Below are 12,857 nucleotides of genomic sequence, written 5' to 3' on the forward strand. Positions count from 1 at the left end.
GGGTTCGCGTCAGCCCATGCTGCGCGTGTAGCGCCGCTCGAGCACGCGGTAGTAGGTGAGCATCACCACCAGGTTCGCGACCAGCAGCAGCACCGCGATCGTCGCGCCGAGCGGCCAGTTCATCGAACTCAGGAACTGGTCGTAGACGGCCGTTGCCGCGACCTTCAGACGACGCCCGCCGAGCAGGCCGGGAATCGCGAATGCGCTCGCCGAGAGGCCGAACACCATCAGGCTGCCGGACAGAATGCCGGGCACGAGTTGCGGCAACACGATGCGGCGCAACGTCGTCGCGGGCGACGCCATCAGCGACAACGCCGCGTTCTCCGTCTGCGGATCGATCCGTTGCAACGCCGTCCACACGGGAATCACCATGAACGGCAGCATCACGTGCACGAGCGCGATGACGATGGCGAAGGTCGTGTATTCGAGCTTGTACGGTCCCAGGCCGAACAGCGCGAACGCCTGATTCACGAGGCCGTTCGTGTTGAGCAACATGCTCCAGCCAAATGCGCGCACTACCACCGACACCAGCAGCGGCGCGAGAATCACCAGCAGGAACAGCGAGCGCCACGGGTCGCGCATGCGCGACAGCACATACGCTTCGGGCGTGCCGATCGCGACGCACAGCGCGGTCGTCAGCAAGGCGATGCCGAAGGTGCGCAGAAAGATGGTGTGGAAATACGATGAACCGAGCACTTCGACGTAGTTGTGAAAGTCGAATGCCGCGATCGGGCCGACTGCGGGATCGAAGCGATAGAACGTCAGCGCGAGCGTCATCGCGAGCGGCACGAGCACTAGCGTCGCGAACAGAATCAACGCGGGGGCGCTCATCAGCCAGAGCGGCACGAAGGCGCGCCATGGCGCGCGCGCCGCGCTTCGGTTCGCGCTTTGCGTGGCGGGCAATGTGCTATCCATGCGCGCGCTCCTGGCCGATCAGGCGCAGCGAATCGCTATGCCAGTCGATGCCGACTTTCGCGCCCTCCGAAAACGGCTCGTTGCCTTCGTTCTGGCAGCACACGAGCATCTCGCCGACGCGGCTGTCGAGCCGGTAAAGCCATTGGCTGCCGAGGAAGAAGCGGCTCGTCACGTTGCCCGCGAGACGCCCCTTGTCGGGCGCGCAGAGGCGCAGCTTTTCCGGGCGAATACACAGCGTGACGGCGTCCCCGACGTCGATTGCCTGACCTTGCGCGGCGAGCTGCGTCATGCTGCCCGTCTCCGCGAGATCGTGGCCGAGGTCGATGCCGATCGCGTCGCCGTCGCGCGATACGACCTTGCCCGCCAGCATGTTCGCCTTGCCGATGAACTGCGAGACGAACAGATTCTCAGGCCGCTCGTACGCGCGATACGGCGTGTCAATCTGCGTGATGCGCCCCGCCTCCATCACGACCACGCGGTCGCTGATCGACAGCGCTTCGGATTGATCGTGCGTGACCATGATCGTCGTCGTGCCGATCTTGCGTTGAATCGAGCGCAGTTCGAACTGCATGTCCTCGCGCAGTTTCGCATCGAGGTTCGACATCGGTTCGTCGAGCAGCAGCACGGGCGGCGCGATCACGATCGCGCGCGCAATCGCGACGCGCTGCCGTTGACCGCCCGACAGTTCGCGCGGAAAGCGATGCGCGAGCGCATCGAGCCGCACCAGCGCCAACGCTTCGCGCACGCGGTCGGCGCGCTCGGTTTTGTCGATGCCGCGCATTTCCAGCCCGAAACTGACGTTCTGCGCGACGCTCATATGCGGAAACAGCGCGTAGCTTTGAAAGACGATGCCGAGGCCGCGCCGGTTCGGCTTCATATGCGTGATGTCGCGGCCGTCGAGCGTGATGCGGCCGCGCGTCGTTTCGATGAAGCCCGCGATCATCTGCAGAGTGGTCGTCTTGCCGCAGCCCGACGGGCCGAGCAGCGAAACGAATTCGCCCTTTTCCACCGCGAGGTTGATGCCCGTCACGGCATGCAGATCGCCGAACGTCTTCGAAACGTCAGTCAATGTGAGGAACGACATGGTCTGGCCTTTCGGTGCGCGGCACCGGCTGAATCGACTGGTGTCTGTTGAGCCGACTCTAGCTAGCCAAATTCCAGAGCGTCAATGTCAAATTCCAATGAACGATACAAAGATCATGTTTCTTCCGTTCAATGGAATATTTAAGCAATTGCATATGCCTTCTATTCCACTGCGCGTTGTCAGTGAAAATACTGAATCACATGCTCCTACGCGTTTGAGTGGCGTTTGAAGCCGACAGTTTGTTTTCTGGTAAGAACATCGGCTAGTATTCCGTTCAATGGAATCCGAATCGAGATCGCCAATGAATTCTTCGAAAGAAGCCGACGCTCCCGGCACCGGCATGTTGCAGCGGGCATTCGCGGTGATCCGCGCGCTCGGAGAAATTCAACCGGAAGGTGGCCGCGTGACGCGGATCGCGAAAGCTGTCGGGCTGACGCAGGCCACCGTGCATCGCATCCTGCATGCGCTGATTGCCGAAGGGGTCGTCGAGCAGGATCAGAGTACGAAGCTGTATCGGCTGAGCGTCGACTTTTTTGCGCTGGCCTCGCAGGCCGGCAATCCGAGCGGCATGCGCGAGCTGTGCCGCCCTGCCTTGCTGCGACTGTGCGCGAGTCTCGGCGACACGATTTTTCTGCTCGTCAAAAGCAGCTTCGACGCCGTGTGTCTCGACATGTGCGAAGGCCCGTTTCCGATCCGCTCGTTTACGGGCGATATTGGCGGCCGCGTCGCGCTGGGTGTCGGCCAAGGCAGCCTCGCGATTCTCGCGTTTCTGCCCGAAGCCGAGCGCGAAGAGATCATCCGCTTCAACGTGCCGCGCCTGCGTAGCTATGGCGTGCTCGACGAAGTCTATTTGCGCACGGAAATCGAACGCGTCCGGCAAGTCGGCTACGCGGGGCGCAATAGCGGCGTGCTGGAAGGCATGGCGGGCGTGGCCGTGCCGATCATCGACCGCACGGGCTGCGCGGTGGCGGCGTTGAGCGTCGGCACGCTGTCGGCGCGTCTGGGCGAGGACCGTCTGCCGATGGTCGTCGAACTCCTCAAGCGGCAAGCCGATCTGATCGGCCCGCAGGTGAATCCGTTCGACGTCGCGATGCGCCGTCCGATGCACGGCCTCACCCGCGCGATGACGACGGAACCGATCGCATGAGGCGCGACTTACATACCGCCCGATAAAGGCGCGGACGCTTTCGCAAGCGGATTCGCAGCACCCGCCTGAGACATCAGCGAAATGGCGGCTGGATCGGGCATGCCGTTGGCGTCGATGGCGCCTGCTTTTGCAAGCACTTCGAGATCGCTGTCGACGCCTGCCTGCCCGACCGCGAACGGCGTCGTCAAAAACGCGGGCGCAGTGAGCGTGACGGCATAGTGCTGCTGCAGGTTCGTGACCACTGCCGATTGCGCGTTCTGCACGGTAGTCTGGTTCGCAAGCGCTTGCTGAAACTGCGCGTTGCTGGCGAAATTCGCAATCAGACTGGACTCGCTCGTGCCGAGTTGCGCGGCGAGGTAGACAAGCATCAGTTCGGTTTCAGGCGTCGTGTTGAACGTGCCGCCAGCGAAAGCGAGCGAATGCAGCGTCGTGCCGCCGGAAGTCACGGTAATCACGCACGGCAGCGTTGCGTTGAATGCGAGGCTGTAACGGCCGCCGCCATCGGATAGCGTGGCCCCCGAACCTTGCGCGCAGGCCACGTTGACGTTCGCGCTCGCAAGCGCCTTGCCAGTGGCCGCCGTGCCCGCGAGCGCGAGGTTCTGCGTCGCGATTACGCCCCCGCAACCGTCGAATCCGATACACACGCTGCCGCCGCACGCAGCAAGCGTGGCGAGCGACGCAGCACATAGGGCAGACACCGTTGGGCGAACGAAGCGGGCGATGCACAGGTTCATGGCCGTCTGCCGTCGAGGAAAGGGCGCAGATTTTTATTCTAGCGCGCCCTTTCCGGCAAGACGTTCGTTACGGGCTCGTTATACGCGCAGACGCATGCGCAGCCAGACGCCGTACTCAGATCACATTGATCGCGACGTCGATATTGCCGCGCGTGGCCTTCGAGTAAGGACACATTTCGTCCGCGGCGTGCACGACTGCCTCGGCGACGTCGCGCGCCACGCCCGGCATGCTCACGTCGATCCGCGCGCCGAGAAAATACGCGTTGCCCGTCATGCCGAGATCGATCTCGATATCGAGTGCGAGGTCGGGCGGCAGCGCGACCTTCTTCGCCTTGGCCGCCAACCCGATCGCGGTGATCAGACAGGCCGACCACGCGCCCGCGAACAGTTGCTCTGCCGTCGGATGCGGATCGGCGGCTTCGAACACATGCTGCGGATGCGCATCGTTGCCGGGCGCCGACAGCCTGAGGTCGAGCCGTTCTTCGAGGCCGCGCGAAGCGGCAGCGTGCTTGCTTGCCGTCGTGTGCGTCTTGCCCGTGAACAGGACTTTTTCAATTTTGGTCATCGTGATTCCTTGGTCGAAAGTGGATATCGGTTTATATGCACCATGCGATTCAATCGCATGCGATGCATATTGATCGAAGCGAGCCACAATGTCAATCGCATACGATTTAATAGCTCGCACACTTTTGATAGTACCCGGCGAAACGATGCAACAGGGTCAAATGAAACACGCGGATGCGGAACCGCAAAGCCGGCCCATCGCACGCAAAAATCGAACGATGGAAGTATGCTTGGCTTACGGGCGGCCAACACTTGCGCAACGCCCACGCGCCACCCCGTCATGCGCCGGAGGAAGTCCGCGATGAGCAACGAGTCAACGCCGTCAGACGCAGCGCCCGCCCGTGAGCCATCCACGGACGCTAACCTCTTCGACGGCGATCTCCTCGAAGACCCTGGCGTGCGCGATCATCCACGGCACCAGCAGATGTTTCCCGTCCTCTCGGACGCGGAAATCGAGCGGATACGGCGCTTCGGCACGCGCTCACGCTACACGACGGGCGCCCTGCTCTATCGCGCGGGCAGCCTTTGTCCGGGCGTATTCGTGCTGCTCTCGGGCAAGGTGCGGATAGTCGGGCGCGACGGTCTCGGCCATGAGCGGATTATTCACACCTACACGCAACGCGGCGAGTTCACGTCGGATGTCACGCAGCTCTCCAGCAAGCCCGCCGTCGTCGACGCGCACGTGGTCGAAGATGTCGAAGCAATCCTGCTGCGACCCGACGAACTGAGCGCGATGATGATCAGCGAAGCCGACCTCGGCGAGAAGATCATGCGCGCGCTGATCCTGCGGCGCGTTCTGGTGATCGAGCGCGGACACGGCGTCGTGCTGGTCGGGCCGTCCAACAGCGGGCGGCTCGCCACGCTGCAGAACTTCCTGCGCCGCAACGCGTTCCCCAACATGACGCTCGACGCCGACAAGGACGCCGAAGCGATCGCGCTGCTCGAACGGCTGACGCCGCAACCCGACGACTTTCCGCTCGTCCTCTGCCCGAACGGCACGGTGCTGCGCAATCCCGACGAAGGACAGCTCGCGTCGTGTCTCGGGCTGATTCCCGAATTCGATCCGGCACATGTGTATGACGTCGCCATTGTCGGCGCGGGGCCAGCGGGACTGGCGGCGGCCGTGTATGCGGCTTCGGAAGGGTTGTCGGTGGCCGCGCTCGATTGCCGCGCACCCGGCGGCCAGGCGGGCACCAGTTCGCGCATCGAAAACTATCTGGGCTTTCCGACAGGCATCACCGGCCAGGCGCTTGCGGGCCGCGCGTTCGTGCAGGCGCAGAAGTTCGGCGCGCACATCGGCATTCCGTGCGAGGTCCGGGCCCTGTATTGCGACAAGCAGCCGCCCGTCGTCGAACTCACCGACGCCCGGCGCATCACCGCGCGCACCGTCGTGATCGCGAGCGGCGCGGAGTATCGGCGCCCGGATGTCGAGGGGCTGGAGCGCTTCGAAGGTTCCGGCGTCTACTACTGGGCCACGCCGATCGAGGCGCGTCTGTGCCGCAAGGAGCCCGTGTTGCTGATCGGCGGCGGCAATTCGGCGGGACAGGCAGTCGTGTTTCTCGCGTCGCATGCCGAGCATGTTCATATGTTCATACGCGGGGCGAGCCTCGAACACAGCATGTCGCACTATCTGACCGAACGCATTCTGGCGCTGCCGAACGTGACGCTGCACACACGCATCGAACTGACCGCGCTGCAAGGCGATGCGCGGCTCGAACGCGTGCACTATCGGGGCGCGGGCGGCATCGAGGGCAGCATGACGACGCATCATCTGTTCGTCTTTATCGGCGCGGAGCCGAACACCGGCTGGCTCAAGACATGTGGCGTGTCGCTCGACGACAAAGACTTCGTTTTGACGGGGCCCGACATTCCCGGCGCCGGGCTGCAATCGATGTCGTTGCAGACCAGCGTGCCCGGCGTCTTCGCGATCGGCGACGTGCGCTCGGGGTCGACCAAGCGTGTCGCGTCCGCAGTGGGCGAAGGCGCGGCCGTGGTCGCGCAGATCCATCGTATGCTGGCCGAGGCGCGGGCCGCGTGCTAGCGGGCGCGCCATCCAGGCGCGCTACTTCAACAATCCGAACACCGCGACGCCATTGGTCGTGCCGACGTACACGCGTCCGTGCGCGACCATCGGCGTGATGTACTTGTTGCCCGCGCCGAACGTGTCGCGTGAACCCGACTGATTGCTGTTGTACAGCTCCTGCGCGAGATTCGCGGCATTGAACGCATGCAGCGCCGCCACCGATCCATTCTCCGCCGCCCACACGATCGCGTTCTGCGCGCCGTTCGCCGAGATGCTCGGCGTCGTGCCGGGATACGGGAACTGGAACGCGCTTTGCGATGCAGGCGTGGTGGCGAGACGCGCGCCGCTGACCGGGAACGCCTTGAGGTTGTCGCCGACCGCGCCGTAGTACACGACGTTGCCGTAGAACGCCGCCGTCGTGAACACGCCGCCTATCAGTTGACCGTCGATCTCCTGCCAGATCGCGTTGCTGGAGCTGCTGAATTTGCCCAGGTTGTCGCGATCGACGACGTAAATCTTCGAGTCCTTTCCCGAGCCGAGCGCGAGATGCCGCGTGACGCCGCTCGCATCGACGAGATCGGGCAACAGGATCGTGCCGCCCGAACCGAGGTCGGCGTCGCGCGCGGATTGCGACACGGTATCGAAGGTGGCGAAATAATCCGCGACGCTGAGATTCGGCGCGGCCCCGAGTTTGACGAACGCATTGCCGAAATTACCATTCGATGGAAAACCTTGCGCGTTCAACGTGGTGTCGAACGTGCCGTTTGCATCGAGCAGATAGAGCGACGTCCCGTCCGACGCCATCCCGCCGCCGCCCATCCAGACCGCGCCGCCGCTGCCGTTCGGCGTCAGGTTCAGCGCGCCCGTCTGCGCGAGCGTATCGGCGTTGTAGGCCATCACCCAGCCGGCGTAGACGCCCTGGTCGCAGTGCGAGGTCCACGCCAGATAGACGTTGCCGTTGACCAGCGTCAGCGCCTGCCGCTCCGCGTATTGCTGTGGATCGAAGACGGTCACGCCGTTGCTGCTGTTCGCGCCGCTGCCCGGATAGCTGCCGGCTATTTCCCTAGGGCCGCCGAACACCTCGGCGCCCGTGGCGAGATCGATCGCATGCAGGCGCTGGTGAATCGTTCCGCCACCGTCCTTGCTCATCGCCACCGCATACATCACGCCGTTCGTCCCGCGTCCACGATCGATGACGGGCGTCGCCGTAATGCCGATCTCTGGGGAAATCTGCGTGCAGTTGCGGGGATCGCTGGTCGTTTCGCCCGCGCCGAGCAGCGACCGCTGCCATAGCTGGGCGTTGCTGTCGGCATCGAACGCGTACACGCTCGCATGCTCGGTCACGACGTACACGACGTTGTGCGCTGCACCGTTCACCGGCACATTGCTGGCATACAGCGGTTGCGCGTCGACTTTGCCGTCGACGGACAAAAAGCCCACCTTGCCGAAGCTCGTTGCGTTGACGTTTGCCGGCGTAAGCGTGGTTTCGGCGAGATATTGCCCTGTGCGGGCCAGGTCGTTGTGGTAGGTCAGCACGTCGGTCGCTGCCATCGCCGTGCCGCCCGAAGTGCCTGAGCCACCCGAACCGCCCGAACTGCCCGAACCGCTCGGACTGCCCGAGCCCGAACCGCCGCTCCCGCCGTTCGTGCTCGCGTTGTTCGAAGAGCCGCCCCCGCTGCACGAGATGCAGATCGCCGTGACGAGGCTCAGGATCGCGATATGCCGCACGCGGCCCAGATTGGAGAACGAACGGTGCCAGCGGTTCATGGACGTCTCCCAGGCGGTCGAGCGACCGCATAGATTGTCGGCCTTGCAGTGGCGAAAGTCGCATGTCGGCGGATTTCCGGCATCACCACCGAGCAATTCGCGTACCGCGACGCGCCCGGTTCATGCGATGGAATGCGCCGCGTCGCGCGTTAAATACGCACGTACGTCACGAGGCATTCAGTATGTTTCCAGAACCGGCGCGCCGCTCGTTGCTCGCCGCGGCATGGCTCGCTTTGGCATTGACGGCGGCAAACTGCGCGCAGGCCGCCGCGAACACCGCATCGTCGCGACAGAATGCGCCCGTCGCGCAAGTCGCCGATCAGGCCATGCGTGTCGTGACGCCCGACGGCGACGGCACTTTGCCACTCTACGCCGATCGCAACATCGACGCCGCAGAACCCGACGTCACACGCGTATTCATCATCGTTCACGGCACGCTGCGCAACGCCGACAAGTACTTTGCCACCGGGCAGCAAGTACTCGCCGCAGACGGTGCGGATGCAACACGGAGCATGATCGTCGCGCCGCAGTTTCTGACGACGCGCGATCTGCGCGCGTTCCAGATGCCTGCAAGCACGCTCGTGTGTTCCGAAGCCGGATGGAAAGAAGGCGCGCCCGCGCGCCGGTGAGTTCCTTCGCGGCGCTCGATGCGCTGCTCGAACACTTCGACGACCGGCAGCGCTATCCCGCGCTATCTTCTGTGACGGTCATTGGCCATTCGGCGGGTGCGCAGATGGTGCAGCGTTATGCCGTGGCCGGACGCGCCGAGGAAGCGCTGGCGCGCGGCGGAATCCGCGTGCGGTATGTCGTCGCGAATCCGTCGAGCTATCTGTACTTCGACGATGAACGTCCCGTGTCGCGCGGTGTTTTCCAGTATGTCGAGACGCGGACACCCATCGACACGTCGCCGCGTTCAGTCGACCGTTGACATCACATCCATCGTGGTCAGGCAATGCAGGTCGAGGGCTCGCGTGTGCTCGGTCATGTAATCGACGAACACGCGGATGCGCGCAGGAAGATGCTTGCGGCTCAGATAGCAGATGTAGTGACCGCTGTCGTCGGGTGCGTACTGGGTGAGGCAGGTGACGAGACGCCCGTCACCGAGCAGATCGCACACCTGATAACCGGGCAATTGCGCGATGCCTTGTCCATCCAGCACGGCCTGGAGAATCAGATCCGGGTCGTTGAACGTATGCGGCGCATGCAACTGGCGGCGCATTGGCAGGCCGTCGACCTTGAACTCCCATTCCCTCACGCGCCCCGATGCCGTACGCAGGTTGATGCAGCGATGGTCAGCCAGTTCGTCGATATGGCGCGGCAAGCCGTGAGCGGCCGCATATGCGGGCGACGCGCAGACGATCATCTGCATAGGTATCAGTTGACGCGCGACGATCTCGCTGTCTTCCATGCGTCCGTCGCGAAATGACACGTCGATGCGATCGGCCGTGAAGTCGGCGGGACGATCATTGAGCAGCAGTTCCAGCGAGATATCCGGGTACTGCGCGTGAAAACCGCGCAACAACGGCGCGACGATCCTGCGCCCGAAGCCCGGTGTCGCATAGATGCGCAGCCGCCCTCGTGGTGGCCCGCTGCGCAACTCGCGCATCTCTTCGAGCGCCTGAACGATGCGTTCGACGCCCGCCTGACAGTTCTCGAAGAAAAGTTCGCCTTCGCGCGTCAGCGACGTGCTGCGGGTGGTGCGCAGAAAGAGGCGCGTATCCAGCTGCGCCTCCAGCTTCTGCACGTTCCGGCTGACGGACGAGCGGCCGATGCCGAGGCGATCGCCCGCTCTGGCGAAACTGCCTTCGTTGGCAACGGCAAGAAAGGAAACGACGCCGGCGAAACTTGTTGCAAACGTGCTAGCAATCGGATCGTCGGCGCCCGTAACGGAGCGGCGCGGTGCGTAGTCTGACATGGAAGCGCGAAGAGTGGAGGTCCTTATCCGACTAGACGTTTCAGCGCTTCCGTTTGTGACGTCGTCCGCGAATTTTCTTTTGCGGCAATGCGTGAGGCGGCTGCCGCGCGTTACTTCTCCGGCACCAGCACGGGCGCGCCCTTGTCCTTCAGCAGCAGCACGAGGAACTTCGCGGGCTTCGTCTGGCTCGCGTTGTGCCCCACCGTGTGGACATCGTTCGGGCCTTCATAGAAGGACTGGCCCGGCGTCAGCGTGACTTCCTTGCCGCCTCTGACCTGCATCACGATCGATCCTTCCAGCACGTAGATGAACCCATGTGCGTTATGCCGATGCACCGGGTCCGCAGCGCCAGGCGGATATTCGACGAGGATCATCAACGCTTCCTTGCCGGGATAGTCGTCGAGCGGCTTGGTCATGACGGGTGTCACGATGGCCGCGGGCGGCTCGGCGCGGGCCTGGTTCGTCAATGCGCTCGCCATGACGAGCAGGGCTCCGATAACTCTCTTCGAGCGAAACATGATGCGCTCCTCACATGGACGCGGCCCGCACAGGCCGAGTTGAACAAGACGGCCCGCCGGCTCAGGCGAGGTTCGCCTTGTCGAGGCCGAACGCCTTGTCCCACGATCCCGGCACGAACTTGAACGCCACGTTTGCGCGGTTCCAGGCGTTGATGGCCATGACTTCGAATGTCAGGTCCGACAGTTCCTTTTCCGAGAACTGGCCGCGCACGCGCTCGTAGATGTCGTCAGGCACGCCGTGTTCGGGCAATGTGGTCAGCACTTCCGTCCATGCGAGCGCGGCACGTTCGCGCGGCGAGAACAGCGTCGACTCGCGCCAGGTCGCCACATGATGGAGGCGCAGCGCGCGCTCGCCGTGAATGGTCGCTTCTTTCACGTGCATGTCGAGGCAAAAGCCGCAACCGTTGATCTGCGATGCGCGAATGTTGACGAGATCGCGGATCGGTTCTTCGATCGCGCAGTCCTTCAGCAGGTTGCTGAACTCGATGAACTTCTTCGATAGCTCGGGCGATTCGTGAAAGTAATTGATACGTTGAGTCATGACTTCTCCTGGCGACGATGACGGATGCATCCGTGCGGCACGGATGCCGTTCGCGGTGGTGAACCGCACGTCGTCATGGTAGGTTCGCGACGCGCGCCGCGGTAGACCCGCGGACGGGCTCACGGTGTTGCCCAACCGGCACCAATCCCGCCATCAGGCGCTGGCGGGCGAAGTCATCGCAGCCGCGCGCAGCGCGCTCAGGGTTCGCCGTATGCTGCGGCGATGCGCGCCAGCTTGTCGGGATTGCGTTGGACGTGAATGCTGACGATGCGCTCGCCGTCCGTTTCGAAAGACATCGCCGATTCGAGCTTGCCTTCGATATAGCGCAACAGCGCGCTCTGACCGTTGAGCGTCACGAGCTTGACATGAACCCCGTCCGGAAAACGCCGCAATGTCGCGTAGAAAAGCTGGGCGATGCGCCGGCCGCCCACCATCGGCTTCGGAAAGCTCGTCACCTTGCCGCCGCCGTCGCCGACCAGGGTGGCGTCTTCGGCGAGGAATGCGTTGATGGCGTGGAAGTCCGCGCTCGCGAGCGCCTGCGCGAAGCTCTGCATCAACTGTCGATGCTTCTCGCGCGGCACGGCATAGCGCGGGCGCTCGTCACGCAGTTGCGCCTTCGCGCGGCTCACCAGCTGACGGCATGCGGACTCCGTCTTGCCGATCGCATCGGCAACCTCGTCATAGTCCGCGTCGAAGACTTCGCGCAGCAGGAACGCGGCGCGTGCTTCGGGCGTGAGCCGTTCGAGCAGCATCAGGAACGCGACGGATACGTCGTCGGCACGCTCGGTCATCTCCTCCGGTGTCGCGGGCGAGTCGCTGATCTCGGGTTCGGGCAGCCAGATGCCCGTGTAGTGCTCGCGCTGGATTTTCGCGGCGCGCAGACGGTCGATGGACATGCGCGTCGTGACGGAGACGAGCCACGCTTCGGCGTTCTCGATGCTCGCGTGGTCGGCTGCATGCCAGCGCAGCCAGACGTCCTGCACGATGTCCTCGGCTTCGGCGACGGAACTGAGCATCCGGTAGGCGATTTTCTGCAGGCGCGGGCGAAGCTGGTTGAAGGCGTGGGCGTCGGCGTCCATAAGGTGCGTGGCCTCTCCCCTTCTCATCGAATGAAATGGGGCGAGACATGACAGAGCGGAGATGACAAAGCCGAAGTTTGCCATGGATGCGCCATGAGGATGGCAGATGGGGCACGGTTGATATGAAGATTTGGACAGACGGCTCAAGCCGCCGCGTCTTCGAGGAAGTCCGTGATCGCATCGCGGCTCGGCGTGAGGCCCCGCAGTTGAAGCAGCGCGCCCGGGTTGCCGCGATGATAAGTGCCATGCAGGCAGACATGAAGAACGATCTCGCCTCGCCGCATGCGCGCGGGCTTTCCGCTGGTGAAGACGAAATCCACGGGCTGCTCGAAGTCGTGCTCCGTCATCGCGTTCACGTATGACGCGTACCAGTCGTCGGTTTCCCAGATGCCGTCTACAAGCGCGGCGAGTTCCGGCACGTTTGCCGATCGCGGCGCCTGAAACGCGTGCGGCACACCCTGCAGATGATGCTGAAAAATCCGGTCGACTACATGGATGTGATCGAGGACGCGAAGCATGAGCAAAGCATCTTCTTTGCTCAACTTATCGAAGTCGCGGCTCACGACATCG

At 63.6% G+C, this 12,857-nt stretch carries 12 protein-coding genes and 1 pseudogene; 3 read left to right on the forward strand and 10 right to left on the reverse strand.

The annotated features are described in order from the left end of the window. Positions 1 to 9: 9 nt before the first annotated feature. Both H1204_RS33905 and H1204_RS33910 read right to left on the reverse strand, forming a co-directional pair. On the reverse strand, positions 10 to 915 hold the full coding sequence (locus H1204_RS33905) for an ABC transporter permease (protein ID WP_180734866.1): 906 nt from the start codon (positions 913 to 915) through the stop codon (positions 10 to 12). Next, positions 908 to 1,999 (reverse strand): ABC transporter ATP-binding protein, encoded by a 1,092-nt coding sequence (locus H1204_RS33910; RefSeq protein ID WP_180734867.1) that lies wholly within the window; start codon positions 1,997 to 1,999, stop codon positions 908 to 910. The genes H1204_RS33905 and H1204_RS33910 overlap by 8 nt, the downstream gene beginning before the upstream one ends. A 301-nt stretch (positions 2,000 to 2,300) precedes the next feature. Here H1204_RS33910 and H1204_RS33915 point away from each other — a divergent pair, with 301 nt between their 5' ends. Further along, on the forward strand, positions 2,301 to 3,146 hold the full coding sequence (locus tag H1204_RS33915) for an IclR family transcriptional regulator (protein ID WP_042312828.1): 846 nt from the start codon (positions 2,301 to 2,303) through the stop codon (positions 3,144 to 3,146). An 8-nt stretch (positions 3,147 to 3,154) separates the two neighbouring features. On the opposite strand, the gene H1204_RS33920 is transcribed toward H1204_RS33915, so the two are convergent. Both H1204_RS33920 and H1204_RS33925 read right to left on the reverse strand, forming a co-directional pair. Then, entirely contained in the window at positions 3,155 to 3,880 is a 726-nt protein-coding gene (locus H1204_RS33920) for a hypothetical protein (protein WP_180734868.1), read from the reverse strand. Positions 3,881 to 3,995: 115 nt separating this feature from the next. Further along, on the reverse strand, positions 3,996 to 4,445 hold the full coding sequence (locus H1204_RS33925) for an Ohr family peroxiredoxin (RefSeq protein WP_180734869.1): 450 nt from the start codon (positions 4,443 to 4,445) through the stop codon (positions 3,996 to 3,998). A gap of 300 nt (positions 4,446 to 4,745) precedes the next feature. On the opposite strand from H1204_RS33925, the gene H1204_RS33930 reads away from it, so the two are divergent. Further along, the gene (locus tag H1204_RS33930; RefSeq protein WP_180734870.1) at positions 4,746 to 6,485 is read left to right on the forward strand and encodes an FAD-dependent oxidoreductase; all 1,740 of its coding nucleotides are present in this window, start codon (positions 4,746 to 4,748) and stop codon (positions 6,483 to 6,485) included. Between the two features lie 21 nt (positions 6,486 to 6,506). Here the strand turns inward: H1204_RS33930 and H1204_RS33935 are convergent, their stop codons facing one another. Continuing rightward, positions 6,507 to 8,234, reverse strand: a complete 1,728-nt coding sequence (locus tag H1204_RS33935) for a pyrrolo-quinoline quinone (RefSeq protein ID WP_180734871.1) — start codon at positions 8,232 to 8,234, stop codon at positions 6,507 to 6,509. 182 nt (positions 8,235 to 8,416) lie between these two features. Here H1204_RS33935 and H1204_RS33940 point away from each other — a divergent pair. Further along, positions 8,417 to 9,087, forward strand: a pseudogene (locus H1204_RS33940) (alpha/beta hydrolase); the annotation flags it as partial. A gap of 60 nt (positions 9,088 to 9,147) precedes the next feature. On the opposite strand, the gene H1204_RS33950 reads toward H1204_RS33940, so the two are convergent. The 5 genes from H1204_RS33950 to H1204_RS33970 form a co-directional block, all read right to left on the reverse strand. Further along, positions 9,148 to 10,149, reverse strand: a complete 1,002-nt coding sequence (locus H1204_RS33950; protein WP_180734874.1) for a LysR family transcriptional regulator — start codon at positions 10,147 to 10,149, stop codon at positions 9,148 to 9,150. A gap of 110 nt (positions 10,150 to 10,259) precedes the next feature. Next, a complete protein-coding gene (locus H1204_RS33955; RefSeq protein WP_180734875.1) occupies positions 10,260 to 10,667 on the reverse strand; it encodes a cupin domain-containing protein in 408 nt (135 codons plus the stop codon). A 61-nt stretch (positions 10,668 to 10,728) separates the two neighbouring features. Beyond that, the gene (locus H1204_RS33960) at positions 10,729 to 11,208 is read right to left on the reverse strand and encodes a carboxymuconolactone decarboxylase family protein (RefSeq protein ID WP_180734876.1); all 480 of its coding nucleotides are present in this window, start codon (positions 11,206 to 11,208) and stop codon (positions 10,729 to 10,731) included. Between the two features lie 197 nt (positions 11,209 to 11,405). After that, complete coding sequence (locus H1204_RS33965; RefSeq protein WP_180734877.1) at positions 11,406 to 12,287, reverse strand: RNA polymerase sigma-70 factor; 882 nt, start codon at positions 12,285 to 12,287, stop codon at positions 11,406 to 11,408. A 143-nt stretch (positions 12,288 to 12,430) separates the two neighbouring features. Beyond that, positions 12,431 to 12,805, reverse strand: a complete 375-nt coding sequence (locus H1204_RS33970) for a DinB family protein (RefSeq protein WP_243468951.1) — start codon at positions 12,803 to 12,805, stop codon at positions 12,431 to 12,433. Positions 12,806 to 12,857: the final 52 nt, after the last annotated feature.

The organism is Paraburkholderia sp. PGU19 (genome assembly GCF_013426915.1).
Lineage (GTDB): Bacteria > Pseudomonadota > Gammaproteobacteria > Burkholderiales > Burkholderiaceae > Paraburkholderia.

Bases quoted from the DNA above. Each gene is read 5' to 3' on its own strand.
- H1204_RS33960 (WP_180734876.1), bottom strand. From the start codon at position 11,208: ATGACTCAACGTATCAATTACTTTCACGAATCGCCCGAGCTATCGAAG.
- H1204_RS33925 (WP_180734869.1), bottom strand. From the start codon at position 4,445: ATGACCAAAATTGAAAAAGTCCTGTTCACGGGCAAGACGCACACGACG.
- H1204_RS33935 (WP_180734871.1), bottom strand. From the start codon at position 8,234: ATGAACCGCTGGCACCGTTCGTTCTCCAATCTGGGCCGCGTGCGGCAT.
- H1204_RS33905 (WP_180734866.1), bottom strand. From the start codon at position 915: ATGGATAGCACATTGCCCGCCACGCAAAGCGCGAACCGAAGCGCGGCG.
- H1204_RS33970 (WP_243468951.1), bottom strand. From the start codon at position 12,805: ATGCTTCGCGTCCTCGATCACATCCATGTAGTCGACCGGATTTTTCAG.
- H1204_RS33955 (WP_180734875.1), bottom strand. From the start codon at position 10,667: ATGTTTCGCTCGAAGAGAGTTATCGGAGCCCTGCTCGTCATGGCGAGC.
- H1204_RS33965 (WP_180734877.1), bottom strand. From the start codon at position 12,287: ATGGACGCCGACGCCCACGCCTTCAACCAGCTTCGCCCGCGCCTGCAG.
- H1204_RS33910 (WP_180734867.1), bottom strand. From the start codon at position 1,999: ATGTCGTTCCTCACATTGACTGACGTTTCGAAGACGTTCGGCGATCTG.
- H1204_RS33915 (WP_042312828.1), top strand. From the start codon at position 2,301: ATGAATTCTTCGAAAGAAGCCGACGCTCCCGGCACCGGCATGTTGCAG.
- H1204_RS33930 (WP_180734870.1), top strand. From the start codon at position 4,746: ATGAGCAACGAGTCAACGCCGTCAGACGCAGCGCCCGCCCGTGAGCCA.
- H1204_RS33950 (WP_180734874.1), bottom strand. From the start codon at position 10,149: ATGTCAGACTACGCACCGCGCCGCTCCGTTACGGGCGCCGACGATCCG.
- H1204_RS33920 (WP_180734868.1), bottom strand. From the start codon at position 3,880: ATGAACCTGTGCATCGCCCGCTTCGTTCGCCCAACGGTGTCTGCCCTA.